Here is a 22,082-nt window from a genome sequence, read left to right as displayed (position 1 = left end):
CGGCACCCCGGGGGTCGGGTGGCTGTCGTGGTTTCGCCGCACCGCTGCCACACGGTCTCGACGATCCTGCAGGTGCCCGCCTCGCGGCGGGCGAGATTTCACTGTCGAGGACAGCGGCTAGCGGACAGCCACCTCACGAGTCCGATTGCTATACAAGTCTGGACCACCTCCTTTCCCGTGTACCGCCACGCTATCCACTTCGCGGCGGCCGCGGCAACGGATTTCGATCACAGGCCCGGTCAGTCCAGGCCGATCGGGCCCTCGCGCGGGCCGTCCTCGTTCGCCGGCTGTACTGCGAGCGACGGGAAGTCGGCCAGGTCGCCCTCCGGCTCGGCGTCCCACTCGGGGAACACCAGCGGGCTCTGCAGGTAGAGGCAGAGCAGCTGGGTGAGCTGGTGCAGGCCGTCGAGGTGGGTGCGCTCGTGGCCGTGGGTGGCGTCCACGCCGAACCCGAGCAGCGCCACCCGGGCGTGCGCCCCGGCCTCGACCGCGGCGGCCACGTCCGAGCGGTAGTAGTCGAACACGTCCCGGACCAGGTCGACGCCGTGTTCCTTGGCGATCGAGGCGAGGTTGCGGGTCAGGTGGTAGTCGAACGGGCCGACCCCGTCGCCCATGGCGAGTGTCGCCGCGGTCTCCCGGGACTGCTGGCCCGGCGCGACCACCGCCGCGTCCACCGACACGATCTCCGCGACGTCCGGGTCCAGCCCGTGGCTCGCGCCGTGGCCGATCTCCTCGGTGACGGTGACCAGCAGGTGCGCGGTGACCGCCGGGGTGACACCGGCGTCGACCATCGCCTTGAACGCGGTCAGCACCGCCGCCACGCCCGCCTTGTCGTCCAGGTGGCGGGACTTGACGTACCCGTTCGGGGTGATGGTGGGGTTGGGCAGGAACGCGACGAAGTCCCCGGCGTCGATGCCGAGCGCCCGCAGCCCGGCCTCGTCGTGCACCGGCTCGTCCACCCGCACCTCGACCAGTTCCCAGCCGACGCCCTGCAGGTCGACCGCCTCGTTGTAGCGGTGCCCGCTCGCCTTCAGCGGCAGCACCTGGCCGGTGACGACCCGCTCCAGGTCGTCGGTGAAGATCCGCACGTGGGCGCCCTCGGCGAAGCGGGCGCTGTGCGTGCCGATCGGGTTGACCTCCAGCCGGCCGTTCTCCTTGAGCCGCTTCACCATGCCGCCGATGGTGTCGGTGTGCACCACGATCGCCCGGTCGGCGCCGGTCGACCGGGGGCCGGGCAGACAGGCGCTCAGCGCCCCGCGACGGGTCAGCGTGGAGCTGATCCCGATCGCGGAGAGCCGCTCGCCCACGTACTGCTGGATGTGGTCGGTGCGCCCCGACGGGCTGGGGATCTCCAGCAGCTCCACCAGCACCTGGCGGAGGTAGTCGAGGTCGAGCTTGAGCGGTTGGGGCTTGCGTGCGGTCATGCCCCAGAGCTTGCCGCACCGGCCGGCGACCAGAGTCGCTGCGGTGCCCGGGTACCCGGGAAGAGCAGGTCGACGAAGCGCTCGGCGGTGGGCTGCGGTTCGTGGTTGGCCAGTCCGGGCCGCTCGTTCGCCTCGATGAACACGTGTTCCGGCCGGTCCGGGGCGGGGACCAGCAGGTCCAGCCCGGTGACCGGGATGTCCAGCGCCCGGCTCGCGGTCACGCACGCCTCGGCGATCGCCGGGTGCAGCTCGGCGGTCACGTCGTGGATCGTGCCGCCGGTGTGCAGGTTGGCCGTCCGGCGTACCGCGAGCACCTCGCCCTCCGGGAGCACGTCGTGCATCCGGTACCCGGCCTCGGCCACCACCTCGCGGGTCATGTCGTCGATCGGGATGCGGGACTCGCCCCCGGTGGCGGCGGCCCGGCGGCGGCTCTGCCGCTCGATCAGCTCGGTGATGTCGTGCACCCCGTCGCCGGTGATCTGCGCCGGGCGGCGTACCGCAGCGGCGACCACCTCGTGGTCGATCACCACGACCCGCAGGTCCTCGCCCGCGCGCAGCTCCTCGATCAGTACGTCCGGGCAGAACCGGCGGGCCAGCTCGACGGCCGCGGTCAGCGCCTCGGGCGTACGCACGCCGACGGTGATGCCGTTGCCCTGCTCGCCCCGCGCCGGCTTGACCACCACCGGACCCACGTCGTTCAGGAACGCCACGTCGTCGGGCTCACCGGTGGCGGTACGCCCGCGCGGCACCGACAGGCCCGCCTCGGTGAGGATGCGCCGGGTCACCCGCTTGTCGTCGCAGCGGCTCATCGCCACCGCCGAGGTCAGCTCCGACAGCGACTCGCGGGTGTGGATGGTCCGGCCGCCGGTGGTCAGCTTCAGCTCACCCCAGTGCGGGTCGGTCACCTCCACCCGGATGCCGCGGCGCATCGCCTCGTCCGCGACGATCTTCGCGTACGGGTTCAGCTCGTCGTACCCCTCGGGCATGGCGGGCAGGAACAGGCGCTCGTTGATCGGGTTCTTCCGCTTCACGCAGAGCGTGCCGGTGCGGTGGAAGCCGAGGCGCTCGTACAGCCGGATCGCGCCCGAGTTCTCAGCCAGCACGGACAGGTCCACGAACGCCCGGCCGCGCCCGTCGAGCCGGTCGGCGAGCGCGGTGAGCAGCGCCTGCCCGGTGCCGGGCGGGGCGGTGTTGAAGTCGACTGTGAGGCACCACAGGCTCGCGCCGTTCTCCGGATCGCCGAACACCGCGACGTGGTCCACGCCGGTGATGGTGCCGACCACCTCACCCGTGGTGTCCTCGGCCACCAGGTGCAGGAACCGGTCCGTGCCGGCGTTGTCCACCAGCACCTCGACCGGGGCGGTGACCATGCCGTTGCGCGCGTAGATCCGGTTCACCGCCTCCGCGTCGGCGGCGTCACGCAGCGGCCGGACGGTCAGCCCGGGCACCTCGCCGCCCTCGGTCGCGGCGGGCCGCTTCTCGCCCAGCGGCAGCCGGTACGTCAGCGACGGGTCGATGAACAGCTCGTCCGGCAGCCGCGACACCAGCACGTGCGGGTCGCGCAGGTAGATGCAGATGTCCCGGGCGCCGACCGCCTCGGAGCGCAGCACGTCGGCCACGTGCACCTGGTCGTCGAACGTCTGCCCGAACACCAGCCGGCCCCAGCCGCAGTCCAGCACCACGCCCGAGGCGTCGGTGGACGTGGGCTCCGGCTGCCGCTGCTCCGGCGTACCCGGTGCGACCGGGTCACCGCCGGGGCCGATGCGTTCCCGGCGGCGCCCCAGCACCCGTTCCCGGTCGGTACGTGCCGTTCCGGTGGCGAGGGTGTCGGTCACGGTCAGTCGATTCCGTGGCTCTGGAGCCACATTTCCAGGAGTCCCAGTTGCCACAGCTTGTTTCCGTTCAACGGGGTCAGTTCGGCGTTCGGGTCGGCGAGCAGCGCGTCGACGTAGTCGGCGCGGAACAGGTCGCGACGGCGCGCCTCGGGCGCGGTGAGCGCGTCGCGTACCCGGTCGAGGAGCTTGCCCTCCAGGTGGGTGAGTCCGGGCACCGGGAAGTAGCCCTTGGGCCGGTCGATGACCTCGTGCGGCAGGACCCGCCGGCCGATCTCCTTGAGCACGCCCTTGCCGCCCTGGGCCAGCTTCAGCTCCGGCGGGCAGCTCGCGGCCAGCTCGACGAACTCGTGGTCGAGGAACGGCACCCGGGCCTCCAGCCCGTGCGCCATGGTCATGTTGTCGACCCGCTTCACCGGGTCGTCGGTCAGCATGACCTGGGTGTCGATCCGCAGGCCGGCGTCGACGGCGGTCTGCGCGCCCGGGCGGCCCAGGTGCGCGGCCACGAACTCCCGCGCCGGGTCGCCGTCGGCCAGCCACGCCGGGTTGAGCACCCGGGCCAGTCCGGCCGCGTCGCGGTCGAAGAACGCCTTCGCGTACGTCTCGAGCGCCTGCTCCCGGTCCACCCCGGCCAGCGGCGGGTACCAGTGGTAGCCGCCCAGGATCTCGTCCGCGCCCTGACCCGACTGCACCACCTTGACGTGCTTCGCGACCTCCTGGCTGAGCAGCCAGAACGCGACGCAGTCGTGGCTGACCATCGGTTCGCTCATAGCCCCGACGGCGGCCTCCAGCGGCGGCAGCAGATCACCGGTGGGCACCCGGATCTGGTGGTGGTCGGTGCCGAACGTCTTCGCGACCAGGTCGGAGTAGACGAACTCGTCGCCCTCCCGGCCGCCGACCGCGTCGAAGCCGATGGAGAACGTGGCCAGGCCGGACTGCGCCTGCCCCTCGCCGGCGAGCAGCGCGACGACCAGGCTGGAGTCGAGACCGCCGGAGAGCAGCACGCCCACCGGCACGTCGGCCACCATGCGGCGGCGGACGGCGGTGGTCAGCGAGTCGAGCAGCGCGTCCTGCCAGTCCCGCTCGGACCAGCCGGCCCGCTCGGCGGCGCGGCCGAACGACGGGTCCCAGTAGACCCGCTCGTGGGTGGAGCCGTCCGCCTCGTACACCCGGACCGTGGCCGGCGGCAGCTTGGTGACGCCGGCCAGGATGGTGCGCGGCGGCGGCACGATGCTGTGGAAGCTCAGGTAGTGGGCGAGCGCCACCCGGTCGATGGTGGTGTCGATGCCGCCACCGGCGAGCAGCGCCGGCAGGGTCGAGGCGAACCGGACCACGCCGGGGCTCTCGGCCAGGTAGAGCGGCTTGATGCCGAGGCGGTCCCGGGCCAGCACCAGGCGGCCGGTGTCGCGCTCGCTGATCGCCACCGCGAACATGCCGATCAGGTGGTCGACGAAGTCGAGCCCCCACTCGGCGTACGCCTTGACCACTACCTCGCTGTCGCCGGACGAGAAGAACCGGTGGCCCTTGGCCTGCAGTTCGGCGCGTAGTTCCCGGTAGTTGTAGATGCAGCCGTTGAAGACACCGGTGAGCCCGGCGGCGGCGTCCACGATGGGTTGGCCGCTCGCCGCGGACAGGTCGATGATCTTCAGGCGCCGGTGTCCCAGCGCGGTCGGCCCTTGCGACCAGACGCCGCTGTCGTCGGGCCCTCGGTCACTCATCGTGGCCGCCATCCGCTCCACGGCCGAGACATCGGCGCGTGAACCGTCACGGCGGAACTCTCCCGCAAGTCCGCACATACGAGCCAATGCTGCCAGAGGTTGTTTCGGTTCGCCTGTTGAGACGATGACGAACGTGTGACAGCTTGCTACGATGCGCCGTCACGCAGCGTGGTTGCCGCGCACAGCGTCGCTTCCTGCCCCCCAGGGCGCGGATGCCGGAAAATCGGGCCCGTGCCGGCTGTGAGGAACGCCGCATGCCCGTCCAGCCGCAGCCGGAATCCGCGATCTTGGAGTTGTGGTGCCTGTGATGCCGGTTTCGCGAGGGTTGCCAGGCACCACAACTCCAAGATCGGTGGAGGGGTCTAGCCGGCGGTGCGGGCCACGCCGACCGGGCAGCTCAGCCCGTTCGGTCCGTGGTTGCAGTAGCCGTTCGGGTTCTTCGTCGGCGCCAGGTACTGCTGGTGGTAGTCCTCGGCGAAGTAGTAGTCGCCGAGCGGCGCGATCTCGGTGGTGATCTCACCCTTGCCGGCCCGGGCCACGATCGGCGCGAACGCGTCCCGCGACGCCTTCGCAGCGGCGGCCTGCTCGTCGGTGGTGGTGTAGATCGCCGAGCGGTACTGGGTGCCCACGTCGTTGCCCTGGCGCATGCCCTGGGTCGGGTCGTGGTTCTCCCAGAAGACCTTGAGCAGGTCCTCGTAGGCGATCTTCGACGGGTCGTAGACCACCTGGACCACCTCGGCGTGCCCGGTCATACCCGAGCACACCTCCTCGTACGTCGGGTTGGTGGTGTAGCCACCCGCGTAGCCGGCGGACGTGGTGATCACGCCGGGGAGGGTCCAGAACAGCCGCTCGGCGCCCCAGAAGCAGCCCATGCCGAAGACAGCGACCTGCGCGCCCTCGGGGAACGGGCCCTTCAGCGTCGACGGCAGCACCTCGTGCCGGTCGGCGATCGGCATCGCGATCGGGCGGCCCGGCAGGGCCTGGTCAGGAGAGATCATCTCGGCCTTCATGCGGCGGAGGAACACGGTGGGACTCCTCTCTTGGCTTTCCCAGCGTGTGCAACAGCGTGGCCCTCCGGTTCCTTACCCGCCCACCGCGACGTCAGGCCAGCGCCGCCGAGATCCGCCCGGCGAACGCCTCGGCCTCGGCGTCACCTGCGTACCGGGTACGCGGCCAGAAGAAGCCGCGCAGACCGTCGCCCTTCGTCCTGGGAACCACGTGGGTGTGCAGGTGCGGTACGGACTGGGACACCCGGTTGTTCATCGCCACGAACGTCCCACCGGCGTCCAGACCGGTCTCCACCGCCACGGCGATGCGCTGGACCAGCCGGAAGTAGCCGGGCAGCGCGTCGGGCGGCAGGTCGGACAGGGTGACCAGGTGGGTGCGGGGCACCACGAGCACGTGCCCCTTGAACACCGGGCGGGTGTCCAGGAACGCGACCCCGTCCGGCTCGTCGGTGACCCGGAACGCGGGCACCTCGCCCGCCACAATCCCGCAGAACACGCACCCGCTCATCCGCCCACCCTAGGCCCGACCCGCCCACCCCACCTCCGGGCGAGCGTTGATCATGAGGTTGGCGGCGACAAATCGGACGGCGACCACCGTCAACCTCATGATCGACGAGAAGACCGGCCGTAGGTCAGGCGCGATCGAGGTAGGCGTCCCAGTCGTCGTCGGGGATGCCGGTCGGGCCGGTCTCGCCGTTGGCGAGGCGCGCCCGGATGTCCGCCTCCCACCGACGGGCCCAGCGCCTGAGTCCGCCGATTTCGTCCTCGCCGAGACCGTAGGAGGCGAATGTCTCCACGTCGAGCTCGTCGACCCCGCCGAGTCGGTCGGCCAGCTCGTGAAGCGAAAACGCGACGGTGTGCCGGGCGCCCAAGGATTCGAGTCCCGTGAACTCCACGATCCGGCTGGCAGCGCATACGTCGATGTAGTCGCGATGCGCGGCGCGGTCGTGAAGCGCCCTGACCTTGAGGCCGATGGCATCCTCCAGCGCGAGCACCGGGCCGATCTGCAACCTCGCCGGCGGCCCGATCGCCTCTTTCAAGAGGTCGACCTCGCAGGCGAAACCCTGCCCCTCGACCAGCAACCGGGCCATCCGCGGCGTCGCCTCAACGACCCGGCAGCCGAATTCTCCGGCTCGGTACGCCTCGGCCAGCCGCGCCGCCACGAGGGGCAGCGGCAACGCGGTTGCGGTGGCGAAGTCGATGTCGCGGGACGGTCGGCTCACGAGATCGTGCGCGGCGAGTGCGTAGCCACCCGCGAGTACCAGACCGAGGTCGTCACCCGCACGGAATCCGACGTGCAGCAAGCGCGTGTGCAACTCGTCCACGGCTAGGCTGCCAGGCCCGGCATTCTGCTCTCCCAGAGTCGGATCACCCGGTGCGCGGTCAGCTTGCGGATGCGGGACCAGTCCTGCCGGAGGAGCGCCGGGTTGACGTACCGGACGATGTCCTCGCGCTGCCCGCAGTCCATCAGCGTGCGGTAGAGCGTGAGCCGCTGTCCGCTGTCGTCGACGTCGAACTCGCTGAGCCCGGACCACGCGAGGCGGGTCGGCAGCGTGACCCGGCCGCGCTCGGGCCCCTTGAGGTCGTCCAGTGACGTGGGGATCCGGTCGGCGACGCCGTGCAGGCGGGAGGGGAGCGCCTCGGTCGTACTCACCGGACCAGTATGGCCGACCACCCCGACAGAGTCCTGGTTGTGACAGGCGCGCCCGGCCTACCGGGAGCAAAGGGGAAGCGGGCGGACTAACGTCTGCGGCATGAGGCACGGCTTCGACACACTCGCCATCCACGCCGGTCAGGCCCCGGAGGCCCGCACCGGCGCGGTGATTCCGCCGATCTACCAGACCAGCACGTACGCCCAGGACGCCGTCGGCGCGCCGCGCGAGGGCTACGAGTACAGCCGCTCCGGCAACCCCACCCGGGACGCGCTCCAGGAGTGCCTGGGCGCGCTGGAGGGCGGCCAGGTGGCACTCGCCTTCGCCAGTGGCCTGGCCGCCGAGGACACGCTGCTGCGGACCGTCTGCAAGCCGGGCGACCACGTGGTGATCCCGGACGACGCGTACGGCGGCACCTACCGGCTGTTCGCCAAGGTGGCCGAGCGCTGGGGGCTGGACTACACCCCGGCGAAGGTCTCCGACCCGAACGCCGTGCGCGCGGCGATCCGCCCGGGCGCCACCCGGATCGTGTGGGTGGAGACGCCGACCAACCCGCTGCTCGGCATCGCCGACATCGCGGCGCTGGCCGCCGTGGCGCACGACGCCGGCGCGCTGCTGGTGGTCGACAACACGTTCGCCTCGCCGTACCTGCAGCAGCCGATCGCGTTCGGCGCGGACGTGGTGGTGCACTCCACCACCAAGTACGTCGGCGGACACTCCGACGTGGTCGGCGGCGCGCTCGTCGCGGCGGACCGGGCGCTCGGCGAGGAGCTGCGTTACCACCAGAACGCGATGGGCGCGATCAACGGCCCGTTCGACGCCTGGCTCACCCTGCGCGGCATCAAGACCCTCGGGGTACGGATGGACCGGCACTGCGACAACGCCGAGCGGATCGCGGCCTACCTGGACGGCCACGCGCAGGTCGCGCAGGTCATCTACCCGGGCCTGCCCTCGCACCCCGGCCACGAGGTGGCCGCCAAGCAGATGCGGCGGTTCGGCGGCATGATCTCGTTCCGCGCGGCGGGCGGCGAGGAGCATGCCGTGGACATCTGCAACCGATCCCGGCTGTTCGTGCTCGCCGAGTCGCTCGGCGGCGTCGAGTCCCTGATCGAGCACCCGGGCCGGATGACACACGCAAGCGCTGCGGGCTCGCCGCTTGAAGTTCCCGGCGATCTCGTGCGACTGTCTGTCGGCATCGAGACGGTCGACGACCTGCTCGCCGATCTGGAGCAGGCCCTGGGCTGACCGCTGGCTGGGGAGGGTGGCAGTGCCGGAGATCTTGCCGACGACGTGGGTCGGTGCGACCGCGAAACAGATCGCCCGGGCGGTACGCCGTGGCGACGTCTCCGCCACCCAGGTCGTCGCCGACCACCTGGATCACGTCACCCGGGTCGACGCCGACCTGGCCGCGTTCCGCACGGTACGCGGCGGTGAGGCGATCACCGAGGCGGAGAAGGTCGACGAGCAGGAGGAACTGGCGAACCTCCCGCTCGCCGGCGTGCCGGTGGCGGTCAAGGAGAACACGCCGGTGGCCGGCCTGCCCACGTGGAACGGGTCGGCCGCCATGCGTACACCGGTGGCGGAGGCCGACCACGAGGTGGTCCGGCGGCTGCGCGGAGCGGGCGCGGTGATCCTGGGCGTGACCCGGATGCCGGAACTGGGCCTGTGGGCGCTCACCGACGACGACACCGCTGCCACCCGCAACCCGTGGGATCCGGCGCGTACCCCCGGCGGCTCCTCCGGCGGCGCGGCCGCCGCGGTGGCCGCCGGGCTGGTGCCGATGGCGCACGGCAACGACGGCCTCGGGTCGATCCGCATCCCGGCGGCCTGCTGCGGCCTGGTCGGGCTCAAGCCCGGCCGGGGTGTGGTGCCCTGCCAGCTCGGCGCGGACGACTGGTTCGGCCTGACCGAGCACGGCATGCTCACCAGCACCGTGGCCGACGCGGTGGTCGGTTTCTCGGTGCTGGCCGGCCGCCGGCCGGACAAGCTGGTCCCGCCGGCGCGGCTACGGGTCGGCGTCTCGCTGCGCTCGCCGGTGCGCGGCGTCTCGCCGGACGCCCCGAACCGGGACGCGGTGGCCGCGGCCGGCCGCCTGCTCGCCGCCGCCGGTCACGACACCGTGCCCACCGACCCGGTCTACCCGACCCGGCTCGGCCTGCAGGGCATCGCCACCTGGTTCGCGGCGGCCGCCGCCGACGTGCGCGCCGCCGGGGTCGCCCCGCGCCAGCTCCAGCGCCGCAGCCGCCGGCACGTCACGCTCGGCGAGTGGGCGCAGCGCCGGGGGTACGTGCGGGAGGCCGACCGGACCGCCTGGCGCGAACGGTCGGTGAACTTCTTCGCGGACAACTCGATCGACCTGCTGCTCACCCCGGCGCTGGCCGGGCCGCCGCCGGAGGCCGCCGGCTGGTCCGGCCGCTCCTGGCTGGCGAACATGTCGGCGAACATCAGGTACGCCCCGTACGCGGCGCCGTGGAACATCGCCGGGCTGCCGTCGATCGTGGTGCCGGTCGGCCGCCGCCCGGACGGGCTGCCGGTGGGCGTGCAGTTCGTCGGCCCGCCCGGTTCCGAGCTGCTGCTGCTCGGCGTGGCCGGTCAGTTCGAAATGCAGGCGCCGTGGGCGCGGCACGCCCCCGGCTACCCCCGCGTCGGAACGGGGTCGCCGGCCACCGCGTGATCGTCTAGCGTGTGCGCACCCTGTCGCGCACACCAACTCGGACGGTCCCCGATGAACTGCCAGACCTGCGGGGACGCCACGTCCCCGGCCTTTGAGGAGTGCCAGCGCTGCGGTACGCGCGTCGGCCAACCCGCCGTGAGTCCCGGCGTGCCCACGTACGGCGTGCGCGGACTGGCGGTGGCCGGGGCGTCCGCGGTCGGCGCCGCCACCCTGTGCTACCTGCTCACGGCTCTGTTCCCGCTGGTTGGTGTGCGGATGGCCCGCTCGGCCGCCGAGCAGCTCGACCGGGACGTGCTGCTCGGCGCGGTGCTGGTCGAGGTGCTGTTCACCCTGCCCTACCTGCTCGCCCTGCTGACCGCGGGGACGCTCGTGGTGATCTGGACCTGGCGGGCGCGCAAGAACCTGGACGCCTTCCCGGGCGCCGTGCCGAGCCTGAGCCCGGCGTGGGCGATCGCCGGCTGGCTGGTGCCGTTCGCCAACCTCGTGGTGCCGGCCCGGGTGCTCGCCGACCTGCTCCGGAACAGCGTCTGGCAGCGCCGCCAGTCGTGGCTGGTCGGGGTGTGGTGGGTGAGCTGGCTGGTGTTCCTGATCGGTGACCGGTTCGTCGCGCAGGCGCAGCAGCAGCGGTACGACCGGCTGACCGAGCTGCCCCGCAACGACGCGGAGTTCGGCACGTACGTGCGCTACTACGAGGAGGCGCTCGCGCCCCGGCTGGTGCCGGCGTTGGCCTGCCTGGTCGCCGGGATCGCGTTCGTCGTGCTGATCCGCCGGATCTCCGCCGCCCAGCAGGACCGGCTCGCCCGGGCCGTGCCCGCGTGGCCGGGTCAGCAGGCGTGGCCGGGTCAGCAGGCGTGGCCGGGTCAGCCGGGCGGGCCGGGGCACCCCGACCGGCCCGCTTCCGTCGCGCCGGTGCCGCCCGCGCCGTCGGCCACGTCGGCGCAGATCCCACCGGGGCCGGGTGGCACGATCGGGGCATGACGGAACTGGTCGGTCTCGCCGACGTTCAAGCTGCGCGGGAACTGCTCGGCGGTGTCACCCGTACCACCCCGCTGGAGCCGTCCCGGCCGCTCAGCGCCGCGCTCGGCGGGCCGGTCTGGCTCAAGTGCGAGAACCTGCAACGCGCCGGGTCGTACAAGGTGCGTGGCGCGTACGTGCGGATCTCCCGCCTCTCGGCCGAGGAGCGGGCCCGGGGCGTGGTCGCGGCGAGCGCCGGCAACCACGCCCAGGGGGTGGCGCTCGCCGCCGGGCTGGTCGGCGCGCACGCCACCGTCTTCATGCCGGTGAACGCGCCGCTGCCGAAGGTCGCCGCGACCAAGGGGTACGGCGCGCAGGTCGAGCTGGTCGGCAACACGGTGGACGAGTCGCTCGTCGCGGCGCAGACCTTCGCCGAGCGGACCGGTGCGGTGTTCATCCACCCGTTCGACCACGCGGACGTGATCGCCGGTCAGGGCACCGTCGCGCTGGAGATCCTCGAACAGTGCCCGGACGTGCGCACCATCGTGACCGGGGTGGGCGGTGGCGGACTGGTCTCCGGGATGGCGGTGGCGGCCAAGGCGCTGCGTCCCGACGTACGGGTGATCGGGGTCCAGGCGGCGAGCGCCGCCGCCTTCCCGCCCTCGCTGCGGGCCGGCGAGCCGGTACGCCTGCCCTCCTTCGCGACGATCGCCGACGGGATCGCCGTCGGCCGGCCGGGGGAGCTGACCTTCACCCACGTCCGCAAGCTCGTCGACGACGTCGTCACGGTCTCCGAGGAGGACATCTCCCGGGCGCTGCTGATGCTGCTGGAACGCGGCAAGCAGGTGGTCGAGCCGGCCGGCGCGGTAGGGGTGGCGGCGCTGCTGTCCGGCGCGGTTGAGGTGACCGCGCCGGTGGTGGCGGTGCTCTCCGGCGGCAACATCGATCCGCTGCTCATGCTCCGGGTGATCGAGCACGGTCTGGCGGCGGCCGGCCGTTTCCTGCGGATCACGGTGCGCTGCGTCGACCGGCCCGGCCAGCTCGCCTCGCTGCTCGGCGAGATCGCCGAGCACCGCGCCAACGTGGTGGACGTGGTGCACCAGCGGGCCAACCCGCACCTGCGCCTGGGCGAGGTGGAGGTGGCCCTGTCCGTGGAGACGCGCGGGGTGGAGCACTCGGACACCCTGATCAGCGCGTTGCGGGCCAGCGGCTACCAGGTGGTCTTCACCGGCGAGGGCTGAGCCCCTCGGTGGAACACCGACGTCACAGCGGAACGCGAACGCCCCGGCCGGATGATCCGGTCGGGGCGTTCGGGTGTGCGGCTCGGGTCCGAGGAGCCTGTCAGCCTCGGTCGGGTTCGGGACCCGAGCCATCCGGCGCGGGTCCGGAAGGTCAGCCGCTGTACGGCTCGAAGGAGACGATGGTCACCTTGATATCGGCGCCGCTCGGCGCGGTGTAGGTGCAGGTCTGCCCCGCCTTGCCGCCGAGGATGGCCTGGCCGAGCGCGGACTCGGGGCTGTACACCGTCAGGTCGGTGGTGGAGGCGATCTCCCGGGAGCCGAGCAGGAACGTCTCGCTGTCGTCCGCGTCGTCGTCGAAGTAGATCGTCACGACCATGCCCGGCGACACCGCGTCGGTGTCCGGAGCCTCACCGACCTTGGCGGTGCGCAGCAGCTCCTTGAGGTAGAGAATGCGGCCCTCGGCCTTGCCCTGCTCCTCGCGGGCGGCGTGGTAGCCACCGTTCTCCCGCAGGTCGCCCTCCTCGCGCCGGGCGTTGATCTCGGCAGCGATGACCGGCCGGTTGGCGATCAGCTCGTCGAGCTCTGCCTGCAGACGGTCGTAGGCGTCCTGGGACAGCCAGGTGGCGGGCGCCTCGTTTCCATTTGTGGACACAGGCGGTCTCCTCGGTTGGTGCGGACTGGCTGACAGGTGAACTTGCAAGGCTACCAGTGCCGCACACGTCGAGGTGTGCTCAATCACCCCGGTGCCGGCGACGGGACCGGGGTGCGGTTGCCGGCGGCTCGCCGGCGCTCCGGCTCAGCCGGCCGGCCGGCAGCGCAACACCTCACCGATGAACGGCCGGGCGCTCGTGGGCACCTCCTGGCGGGTCCGGATGTGGCGCTGGCCCGGCTCGGCGCTCACAGTGGTCTCGATGCTGCCCACCTGGGCGCCGTCGTGCGAGCGGGCCCGCAGCAGACAGGTGGCGGAGCCACCCGGAGGCACGGTGACCCGGAAGTCGACTGTCACCCGGGAGTCGGTGATGTCGGAGTAGCTGATCATCTCGCCCTGGTACTCCGGGTCGCCGTACTGGTAGTAGAGCTTCGCCGCGCCCAGCCCGAGGACGGCGAGCAGGACCGCCACCGTCAGGGCGAGCAGGACCGGCCGGCGGCGCCCCGGCTCCCGGCGTCGGCCGTACCGGCCGGGCGGGTAGACCGGCGCCTCCGCGGCGACTGTGGCGTGCGTCTCGCTCACCGGCGGGTATCTCCTGGCGTTGTTGTCGGCGGCATCGGCAAGAATGGCTAGGTCCATCTTCCCAGCCCGGCGCTGAGTCAAGGATGGCAGGTCGGCCTGGACCGGCGGGCGTGGCCCTGGCCACTCCGGTGGCGGCCCCCGACCGGCCGTCACGGGGGCTTTCGCGGGCGCGGGGGGAGATTCCGGCAGGTCAGCCGACCGGAGGGTGGTCGGCGGGCACAGACGAGGAGCGCCGAAGGTGGCAGAACAGCTGCGTCTCATGGCGGTGCACGCCCATCCCGACGACGAGTCGAGCAAGGGTGCCGCCACCATGGCGAAATACGTCGCCGAGGGGGTGGACGTCCTCGTCGTCACCGCGACCGGTGGCGAACGGGGCAGCGTGCTCAACCCGAAGATGGACCGCCCCGACGTGTGGGCCAACATCGGTGACATCCGGCGGGCCGAGATGGACGCCGCCCGGGCGATCCTCGGCGTCGAGCAGGCGTGGCTCGGCTTCGTCGACTCCGGGCTGCCCGAGGGCGACCCGCTGCCGCCGCTGCCGGAGGGCTGCTTCGCCCTGCAGGACGTGGACGGCGCCGCCGCGCCGCTGGTGCGCCTGATGCGGCAGTTCCGCCCGCACGTCGTCACCACGTACGACGAGGAGGGCGGCTACCCGCACCCGGACCACATCATGACCCACAAGGTCACCGTGGCGGCGTTCGACGCGGCCGGTGACCCGGAGCGCCATCCCGAACTGGGCGAGCCGTGGCAGCCGCTCAAGCTCTACTACGACGTGGGCTTCTCCCGGGCCAAGATCATGAGCCTGCACGAGGCGGTGCTCGAAGCCGGGCTCGAATCGCCGTACGGCGAGTGGATGAAGCGCTGGGACGAGCGCCCCGACAAGGGTGCGCGGATCACCACCCGGGTCGAGTGCGCCGACTACTTCCCCGTCCGCGACGACGCCCTGCGCGCCCACGCCACCCAGATCGACCCGGACGGGTTCTGGTTCCAGGTGCCGATGGAACTGCAGAAGCGCGCCTGGCCGACGGAGGACTTCCAACTCGCCCGGTCGCTGGTGGACAGCCCGCTGCCCGAGTCCGACCTCTTCGCGGGCGTACGGGAGGCGTGCCGTGCCCACTGACCGGGCCGGGGTCTACCCTGGTGCGCAGTCGCACATCGGAGGAACACCATGCTGACCACCGTCGAGGTGCTCGCACAGAACAACTTCGGTGACACCCGCACGGGTGGTCTGGCCGGTCCGATGGGCCTCTTCCTCATCGTTGCGCTGGCCACCGTCACCGTCCTGCTGATCCGCAACATGAACGCCCGGCTGCGCCGGCTGCCCGACCGCTTCCCGCACCAGGGCACCCCGGGCCGGGCCGATTCCGCAGTCGCCGATCCGACAGAAGGGCTCGTCGAGCAGGATTCACCGACGAACACGCCCAGCGGCTCCCAGCAGCGACGGAACAGCTGAACACCGCGTGAATCACGCCCAAGCCGGTCGTCGCCCCCTGTTGCGACCACCGGCTTTGGCTTAGCCTTCCGCCGGGGGGACCGTCAGGCCCCGGACCCTGCGCGGAAGGGGGACGCCGATGTCGAAGGCAGCACCGGCCCCCGGCCATGCCTCCGCCCGGCCCGGTGACGGGGCGGCCCCGTGACCACCGAGCCGGCCGACCGTCCCCCGGACCGGGTCGGCCTGCGCGGGACGCCGACGGGCGTCGTCGTGTTGACCGTCGCGGTCGCGTTCACCGGTCTGCTGGCCGCCGTCCTCGGCCTGGTCGTCCCGCCACACCTCCCGGTGGACCACCCGCTGCCCGGCCCGGCACGGTTCGGCATCGCCACTGTCGCGTTCGCGGTTGCCCAACTCGCCCGGCTGCGCTTCCGTACCGCGTCGGGGATGGTGAGCATCACCTGGGGCGAGGCCGCGCTGGTGGTCTGCCTCTGGCTGGTGCCGGCCGGCTGGCTTCCGGCCGCCGCCCTGCTGGGCGTGGGCACCGCCTGGACCGTGATGTCGGTGGTGTCGGACCGTCGACCGGCCCTGGAACTGGCGGGGATCGCCGGCTCGCTCACCGCCGCCACCGCGCTCGCGGCGGCCGTCGCGACCGCCCTCGGCCCGCCGCTGCTCGCCGCGCCCACCCCGGAACTCGCGCTCACGCTCACCGCCGCCGCGGTGACGTACCTGCTCACCACCGCCTTCCTGGGCGCCGTCACGCTCGCGCTGCGGCACGGCATCCCGATGGGGCCGCCGCTGTTCGCCGCGCTGCGCGGCAAGCTGCTCATGTTCGTCGGCAACGTGGCGGTCGGCCTGGTGGTCGTCGCGCTTCTCGAACTCGACGCGCGCTGGCTGCTGCTCCTGCCGCCGCCGCTCTGGCTGCTCCAGCAGACCTACCGGCACCGGCTGCGGGCCGACCAGGAGCGCCGGACCTGGCGGGCGTTCGCCGAGGCCACCGCCGCGCTCAACCAGCTCGACGAGCGGGGCGTGGCGACCGCCGCGGTGACCGGCGCGCTCACGCTGTTCGGCGCCGAACTGGTCGAGGTCGACGTGGCCCGGGGCGAGGGACGCTGGCGCCGGTACCGGGCCGACCGTGGCGGGCAGGTCCGGGACCGGGAGGTGGAACCCGCCGGGTGCGCCGGCGTCGCCGAGCACGAGTTGATGCGCCGGCTCGTCGTGGGCTCCGCCGAGGTCGGCCGGCTGCGGGTGCGGTTCGCCCGGTCCGCCCCGCCGAGCGCCCGGGAACGCGACGGCGTGGCGGCCTTCGGGGACGCGCTCGCCGCCGCCCTGCACGACGCCGCCACGCATCGGGAGCTGCGGCTGGTCACCGCCCGCTCGTCGTACGACGCGGTGCACGACCAGCTCACCGGCCTGCTGAACCGGGCGGCGCTGCTCACCAAGGGGGACCAGGCGTTGCGGCAGCGGCCGCACGACCACCCGGTGGCCCTGCTGCTGCTCGACGTGAACCAGTTCAAGGAGGTGAACGACACGCTCGGGCACTCGGCGGGCGACCAGCTGCTGCGGCTCACCGCCAGCCGCCTCGCCGCGCTGACCCGGCCGGGCGACCTGCTCGGGCGGCTCGGCGGCGACGAGTTCGCGCTGCTGCTGACCTCGGTGCCGATGGTCGAGGACCGGACGGCCCCGCTGGCGTACGCGCTGCGCCAGGCCCGGGAGGTCGCCGAACGCCTCGCCGCCCCGACCGAGGTGGCCGGGGTACGGATGTCCGTCGAGGTGGCAGTGGGCGTGGTGGTGGCCGACGCGGGCGCGGCCGACCTGACCGAGCTGCTGCGGCGCGCCGACATCGCCATGTACCAGGCGAAGGAGGGCGGCGGCAGCGTCGCCGCGTACGACAGCTCCCGCGACGCGGCGAGCACCGACCACCTGGCGTTGCTCGCGGAGATGCGGGAGGCGCTGGCCGCCGACGACCAGCTGGTCCTGGCGTTGCAGCCGGCGGTGGACCTGGCCACCGGCGCGCCGACCGGCGTGGAGGCGCTGATCCGGTGGCGGCACCCGCGCCGGGGATGGCTCGGCCCGGCCGACTTCATCCGCCCGGTGGAGAACAGCGAGCAGCTCGGCAGCTTCACCCGGTACGTGCTGGACAAGGCGCTGGCCGTGGCGTCCGCGTGGGCGCGGGACGGGCTGGACGTCCCCATCTCGGTGAACCTGTCCGCGCGCAGCCTGCTCGACCCGCGACTGCCCGCCGAGATCGACGAGGCGCTTCGCCGCCACCAGGTCCCGCCGCACCGGCTGGTCCTGGAGATCACCGAGACGGTGGTGATGAGCGAGCTGGAGATCATCGACGAGGTGCTGGCCACGCTGCGCGCCATGGGCGTGCAGCTCGCGGTGGACGACTTCGGCACCGGTTTCTCCTCGCTGACGTTCCTCACCCGGATCGCCGTGGACGAGCTGAAGGTGGACCGGTCGTTCGTGCTCCGGATGGCCGACTCGCCCGAGGCGGCGGCGATCGTCCGGACCACCGTCGGGCTGGCCCACGAGTTGGGGCTGCGGGTCGTGGCCGAGGGCGTCGAGACCGCCGAGCAGCGCACCGCGCTGGCCGAGCTGGGCTGCACAGCCGCCCAGGGCTACCACTTCTTCAAGCCGATGCCCGCCGACAAGATCGCCGCGGTGCTCGGGTCGCTGCGCGACGGCGCCCGGGGCAACGTCTTCCCGCTGCGCGCCGACGGCGCATCCTGACCCCTGCCGCACCGGCGGCGTCGGAAGGCGATGGTGGATAGGGTCGGGTGGTGAACCGACTCGCCAAGGCCACCTCGCCCTATCTGCTCCAGCACGCCGACAACCCGGTCGACTGGTGGCCGTGGTGCGAGGAGGCGTTCGCCGAGGCGAAGCGGCGCGACGTGCCGGTGCTGATCTCGGTCGGCTACGCGGCCTGCCACTGGTGTCATGTGATGGCTCACGAGTCGTTCGAGAACGAGGCAGTGGCCCGGCTGATGAACGACGACTTCGTCTGCGTGAAGGTCGACCGCGAGGAGCGCCCCGACGTCGACGCGGTCTACATGACCGCCACCCAGGCGATGACCGGGCAGGGCGGCTGGCCGATGACCGTCTTCGCGACGCCGGACGGCACCCCGTTCTTCTGCGGCACGTACTTCCCGCGCGCCAACTTCATCCGCCTGCTCGGCTCGGTCGCCACCGCCTGGCGCGACCAGCGCGAGGCGGTGCTGCGCCAGGGCGCCGCCGTGGTCGAGGCGATCGGCGGCGCGCAGGCGGTCGGCGGCGTGACCGCGCCGCTCACCGCCGACCTGCTCGACGCCGCCGCGAGCCAGCTCGCCCGGGAGTACGACGAGACGAACGGCGGTTTCGGCGGCGCGCCGAAGTTCCCGCCGCACATGAACCTGCTCTTCCTGCTCCGGCACCACCAGCGCACCGGCTCGGCGCGCAGCCTGGAGATCGTCCGGCACACCTGCGAGGCGATGGCCCGTGGCGGCCTCAACGACCAGCTCGCCGGTGGGTTCGCCCGCTACTCGGTGGACGGCCACTGGACGGTGCCGCACTTCGAGAAGATGCTCTACGACAACGCGCTGCTGCTGCGCGTCTACACCCAGCTCTGGCGGCTCACCGGCGACGGGCTGGCCCGCCGGGTGGCCCGGGACACCGCCCGGTTCCTCGCCGACGAGCTGCACCGGGCCGGTGAAGGCTTCGCCTCGGCGCTGGACGCGGACACCGACGGCGTCGAGGGGCTCACCTACGTCTGGACGCCCGACCAGCTCGTCGAGGTGCTGGGGGCCGACGACGGCCGGTTCGCCGCCGACCTGTTCGAGGTCACCGCCGAGGGCACGTTCGAGCACGGCAGCAGCGTGCTGCGGCTGGCCCGGGACGTCGACGACGCCGACCTGGCGGTGCGGGCCCGCTGGCAGGACGTGGTGGGCCGGCTGCTCGCCGCCCGCGACACCCGCCCGCAGCCGGCCCGCGACGACAAGGTGGTGGCCGCCTGGAACGGGCTCGCGATCACCGCCATCGCCGAGTTCCAGCAGGTCGCCGCGCTGCTCGTGTCCCCGGACGACGAGGACGCGAACCTGATGGACGGCGTGCTGATCGTCTCCGACGGCGCGATGCGGGACGCCGCCGAGCACCTGGCCACCGTGCACGTGGTGGACGGGCGGCTGCGCCGGGTCTCCCGGGACAAGGTCGTGGGCGAGCCGGCCGGGGTGCTGGAGGACTACGGCTGCGTCGCCGAGGCGTTCTGCGCGATGCACCAGCTCACCGGCGAGGGGCGGTGGCTGAGCCTGGCCGGTGAGCTGCTCGACGTGGCGCTGGCCCGGTTCGCCGGCCCGGACGGCGCCTTCTACGACACCGCCGACGACGCCGAGCGCCTGGTCACCCGGCCCGCCGACCCGACCGACAACGCGACCCCGTCGGGCCGCTCGGCGATCGTCGCGGCGCTCGTGGCGTACGCGGCGCTGACCGGGGAGACCCGCTACCGGGAGGCGGCCGAGCAGACGCTGTCCACTGTCGCGCCGATCGTCGACCGGCATGCCCGGTTCACCGGCTACGCCGCCACTGTCGGCGAGGCGCTGCTGTCCGGGCCGTACGAGATCGCGGTGGCGACCGGCGACCCGGAGGGCGACCCGCTGGTGGCCGCTGCCCGGCGCCACGCCCCGCCCGGCGCGGTGGTGGTGGCCGGCGCCCCGGACCAGCCCGGCGTGCCGCTGCTGGCCGGACGGCCGTTCGTCGACGGGCGGCCCGCCGCGTACGTCTGCCGGGGCTTCGTCTGCCAGCGGCCGGTGACCGGCGTCGAGGAGCTGGTCGCGCAGCTCGGCTGAGCGGAGTGGGCCGGACCGCCCTCGCGGTCCGGCCCGGCGCCGGCCCTTATAGGCTGGCGGCGCTATGGACTCCCGTACCGGTCTCCCCGTCGTGGGCATGGTGGGTGGCGGCCAGCTCGCCCGGATGACCCACCAGGCCGCCATCGCCCTCGGCCAGTCGCTGCGCGTGCTGGCGCTCGCCCCGGACGACGGCGCCGCGCTGGTCGCCGCCGACGTCCAGTACGGCGACCACACCGACCTGGCCGCGCTGCGTACGTTCGCCAAGGGCTGCGACGTGGTCACCTTCGACCACGAGCACGTGCCGAACGAGCACATCCGCGCGTTGACCGACGAGGGCGTGAAGCTGTTCCCGCCGGCCGAGGCGCTGGTGCACGCGCAGGACAAGCGGGTGATGCGGGAACGGCTCGGTGAGCTGGGCGCGCCGAACCCGGCCTGGCGTCCGGTGGAGTCCCCGGCCGACCTGATCGCCTTCGGCGAGGAGACCGGCTGGCCGGTGGTGCTCAAGGCCGCCCGGGGCGGCTACGACGGGCGCGGCGTCTGGATGGTCGACGACGCCGGCGCGGCCGGTGAGCTGGCCGCCACGCTGCTCGCCGGTGGCACGCCGCTGCTGGTCGAGGAACGGGTGAAGCTGCGCCGGGAACTGGCCGTGCAGGTGGCCCGGTCGCCGTTCGGGCAGGTCGCCGCGTACCCCGTGGTGGAGACGGTGCAGCGCGACGGCATCTGCGTCGAGGTGCTGGCGCCCGCGCCCGACCTGCCGGAGGAGCAGGCCGTCGCCGCGCAGCAGCTCGCCATCGACCTCGCGACCGCGCTCGGTGTGGTCGGCCTGCTCGCGGTGGAGCTGTTCGACACGCCGTCCGGGCTGGTCGTCAACGAGCTGGCCATGCGGCCGCACAACTCCGGTCACTGGACCATCGAGGGGGCCCGGACCTCGCAGTTCGAGCAGCACCTGCGGGCGGTCCTCGACTACCCGATGGGGGATACCTCGCTGACCGCGCCGGTCGTGGTGATGGCGAACGTGCTCGGCGGCGAGCCGGGCGGCATCTCCCTCGACGAGCGGCTGCACCACCTGTTCGCCGCCGAGCCCGGGGCCAAGGTCCACCTGTACGGCAAGCAGGTCCGCCCCGGCCGCAAGATCGGGCACGTCACCGTGCTCGGCAACGACCTTGAGGACGTACGGGCCCGGGCCGCGCGTGCCGCCCGCTGGCTCCAGGAGGGGCACTGATGAGCACCGTCGGGCTGATCATGGGCAGCGACTCGGACTGGCCGGTCATGCGGGCCGCCGCCGAGGCGCTGGACGAGTTCGGCGTGCCGTACGAGGTGGGCGTGGTCTCGGCGCACCGCACCCCGGGCAAGATGATCGAGTACGGCCGGGCCGCCGCCGACCGGGGCGTTCAGGTGATCATCGCGGGCGCGGGCGGGGCGGCCCACCTGCCCGGCATGGTCGCCTCGGTCACCCCGCTGCCGGTGATCGGTGTCCCGGTGCCGCTGAAGTACCTGGACGGGATGGACTCGCTGCTGTCCATCGTGCAGATGCCGGCCGGTGTGCCGGTCGCCACCGTCTCGATCGGCAACGCCCGCAACGCCGGCCTGCTGGCGGTACGCATCCTGGGCGCCTCCGACCCGGTGCTGCGCGACAGGATGGCCGCCTACCAGGCGAGCCTGGAGGATCTGGTCGCCGAGAAGGAAGCCGCGCTGCGCGCCTCCCTCACCTGACCGTTCGTCACTCTTCGTGCTCAACCGGGCTGGTTGCTGAGCGTGACCGGCTGGGCGGGCGGCTGTTTGTGCCCTCCGCCGACTTTGCTCTGCAGCCATCGACGCAGCGCGGCCTTTACCTGCGGTTCTGCGTTTCCTCGAAATTGGCTCCGCACCGGCACTCGTCACGGTGGGTGACCGTTGCCTCCGTGGCTGCAGAGCAAAGTCGGCAGAGAGGTGCTCCGCCCGCCCCGGCACTTCGACACGGAGTGTGACCGGACTGAACGGCCGGGGAGACGCCGCGAGCCGGCCGGGCAAGGCGCTGCGGACCGGCCGGCAGAGTGCCGCGGACCGGCCGGGTGAGGTGCCGCGGACCGGCGGCACGCGGACCGGCGGCGGGCGAGT

The 22,082-nt window shown here is 72.8% G+C and carries 19 protein-coding genes; 10 read left to right on the top strand and 9 right to left on the bottom strand.

Annotated elements, in window-relative coordinates; genetic code table 11:
• Positions 1–239 precede the first annotated feature (239 nt).
• From DQE82_RS03655 to DQE82_RS03625, 7 genes are all read right to left on the bottom strand, one after another.
• A complete protein-coding gene (locus tag DQE82_RS03655) occupies positions 240–1,424 on the bottom strand; it encodes an osmoprotectant NAGGN system M42 family peptidase (RefSeq protein ID WP_030501323.1) in 1,185 nt (394 codons plus the stop codon).
• On the bottom strand, positions 1,421–3,259 hold the full coding sequence (gene ngg, locus DQE82_RS03650) for an N-acetylglutaminylglutamine synthetase (protein ID WP_113972006.1): 1,839 nt from the start codon (positions 3,257–3,259) through the stop codon (positions 1,421–1,423). Before ngg ends, DQE82_RS03655 begins: the two co-directional genes overlap by 4 nt.
• 2 nt (positions 3,260–3,261) lie before the next feature.
• Positions 3,262–5,052 (bottom strand): N-acetylglutaminylglutamine amidotransferase, encoded by a 1,791-nt coding sequence (locus tag DQE82_RS03645; protein ID WP_043326529.1) that lies wholly within the window; start codon positions 5,050–5,052, stop codon positions 3,262–3,264.
• Between the two features lie 284 nt (positions 5,053–5,336).
• Complete coding sequence (msrA, locus tag DQE82_RS03640) at positions 5,337–5,999, bottom strand: peptide-methionine (S)-S-oxide reductase MsrA (protein WP_064447692.1); 663 nt, start codon at positions 5,997–5,999, stop codon at positions 5,337–5,339.
• A gap of 76 nt (positions 6,000–6,075) precedes the next feature.
• Positions 6,076–6,489, bottom strand: coding sequence for an HIT family protein (locus tag DQE82_RS03635; protein WP_064447693.1), 414 nt, complete (start codon positions 6,487–6,489; stop codon positions 6,076–6,078).
• 124 nt (positions 6,490–6,613) lie between these two features.
• Positions 6,614–7,306: a nucleotidyl transferase AbiEii/AbiGii toxin family protein gene (locus DQE82_RS03630; RefSeq protein ID WP_158559962.1), complete on the bottom strand. Its 693-nt coding sequence runs from the start codon at positions 7,304–7,306 to the stop codon at positions 6,614–6,616.
• A 2-nt stretch (positions 7,307–7,308) separates the two neighbouring features.
• The gene (locus DQE82_RS03625; protein WP_064447694.1) at positions 7,309–7,635 is read right to left on the bottom strand and encodes a hypothetical protein; all 327 of its coding nucleotides are present in this window, start codon (positions 7,633–7,635) and stop codon (positions 7,309–7,311) included.
• A 100-nt stretch (positions 7,636–7,735) separates the two neighbouring features.
• Here DQE82_RS03625 and DQE82_RS03620 point away from each other — a divergent pair, with 100 nt between their 5' ends.
• The 4 genes from DQE82_RS03620 to ilvA all read left to right on the top strand — a co-directional run bounded on the left by DQE82_RS03620 (position 7,736) and on the right by ilvA (position 12,502).
• Positions 7,736–8,878: a cystathionine gamma-synthase gene (locus DQE82_RS03620; RefSeq protein WP_113972005.1), complete on the top strand. Its 1,143-nt coding sequence runs from the start codon at positions 7,736–7,738 to the stop codon at positions 8,876–8,878.
• Between the two features lie 16 nt (positions 8,879–8,894).
• Positions 8,895–10,307 (top strand): amidase, encoded by a 1,413-nt coding sequence (locus tag DQE82_RS03615; RefSeq protein WP_113972004.1) that lies wholly within the window; start codon positions 8,895–8,897, stop codon positions 10,305–10,307.
• Between the two features lie 147 nt (positions 10,308–10,454).
• On the top strand, positions 10,455–11,285 hold the full coding sequence (locus DQE82_RS03610) for a DUF4328 domain-containing protein (RefSeq protein WP_233514582.1): 831 nt from the start codon (positions 10,455–10,457) through the stop codon (positions 11,283–11,285).
• A complete protein-coding gene (gene ilvA, locus DQE82_RS03605) occupies positions 11,282–12,502 on the top strand; it encodes a threonine ammonia-lyase (RefSeq protein ID WP_043326509.1) in 1,221 nt (406 codons plus the stop codon). The genes DQE82_RS03610 and ilvA overlap by 4 nt, the downstream gene beginning before the upstream one ends.
• A 151-nt stretch (positions 12,503–12,653) precedes the next feature.
• Here the strand turns inward: ilvA and greA are convergent, their stop codons facing one another.
• Positions 12,654–13,154, bottom strand: a complete 501-nt coding sequence (gene greA / locus DQE82_RS03600) for a transcription elongation factor GreA (RefSeq protein WP_043326508.1) — start codon at positions 13,152–13,154, stop codon at positions 12,654–12,656.
• Positions 13,155–13,298: 144 nt separating this feature from the next.
• Positions 13,299–13,733, bottom strand: a complete 435-nt coding sequence (locus DQE82_RS03595) for a DUF4307 domain-containing protein (RefSeq protein ID WP_043326506.1) — start codon at positions 13,731–13,733, stop codon at positions 13,299–13,301.
• Positions 13,734–13,971: 238 nt separating this feature from the next.
• Between DQE82_RS03595 and mca the strand changes: the two genes are divergently transcribed.
• From mca to purE, 6 genes are all read left to right on the top strand, one after another.
• Positions 13,972–14,853: a mycothiol conjugate amidase Mca gene (gene mca, locus DQE82_RS03590; protein WP_113972002.1), complete on the top strand. Its 882-nt coding sequence runs from the start codon at positions 13,972–13,974 to the stop codon at positions 14,851–14,853.
• A gap of 48 nt (positions 14,854–14,901) precedes the next feature.
• The gene (locus DQE82_RS03585) at positions 14,902–15,186 is read left to right on the top strand and encodes a hypothetical protein (protein WP_113972001.1); all 285 of its coding nucleotides are present in this window, start codon (positions 14,902–14,904) and stop codon (positions 15,184–15,186) included.
• Between the two features lie 222 nt (positions 15,187–15,408).
• Entirely contained in the window at positions 15,409–17,898 is a 2,490-nt protein-coding gene (locus DQE82_RS03580; RefSeq protein ID WP_064447763.1) for a bifunctional diguanylate cyclase/phosphodiesterase, read from the top strand.
• A gap of 50 nt (positions 17,899–17,948) precedes the next feature.
• Positions 17,949–19,985 carry a thioredoxin domain-containing protein gene (locus DQE82_RS03575; protein WP_113972358.1) on the top strand — a complete coding sequence of 679 codons (2,037 nt, stop codon included), beginning with the start codon at positions 17,949–17,951 and terminating at the stop codon, positions 19,983–19,985.
• Between the two features lie 64 nt (positions 19,986–20,049).
• Positions 20,050–21,207, top strand: a complete 1,158-nt coding sequence (locus tag DQE82_RS03570) for a 5-(carboxyamino)imidazole ribonucleotide synthase (protein WP_113972000.1) — start codon at positions 20,050–20,052, stop codon at positions 21,205–21,207.
• On the top strand, positions 21,207–21,698 hold the full coding sequence (purE, locus tag DQE82_RS03565) for a 5-(carboxyamino)imidazole ribonucleotide mutase (RefSeq protein WP_113971999.1): 492 nt from the start codon (positions 21,207–21,209) through the stop codon (positions 21,696–21,698). The genes DQE82_RS03570 and purE overlap by 1 nt, the downstream gene beginning before the upstream one ends.
• Positions 21,699–22,082 lie beyond the last annotated feature (384 nt).

It is taken from the genome of Micromonospora sp. LHW51205 (genome assembly GCF_003315815.1).
Lineage (GTDB): Bacteria > Actinomycetota > Actinomycetes > Mycobacteriales > Micromonosporaceae > Micromonospora > Micromonospora chalcea.
Note: the sequence above shows the minus strand (reverse complement) of the source record. Positions and strands in the feature narration are given on the sequence as shown.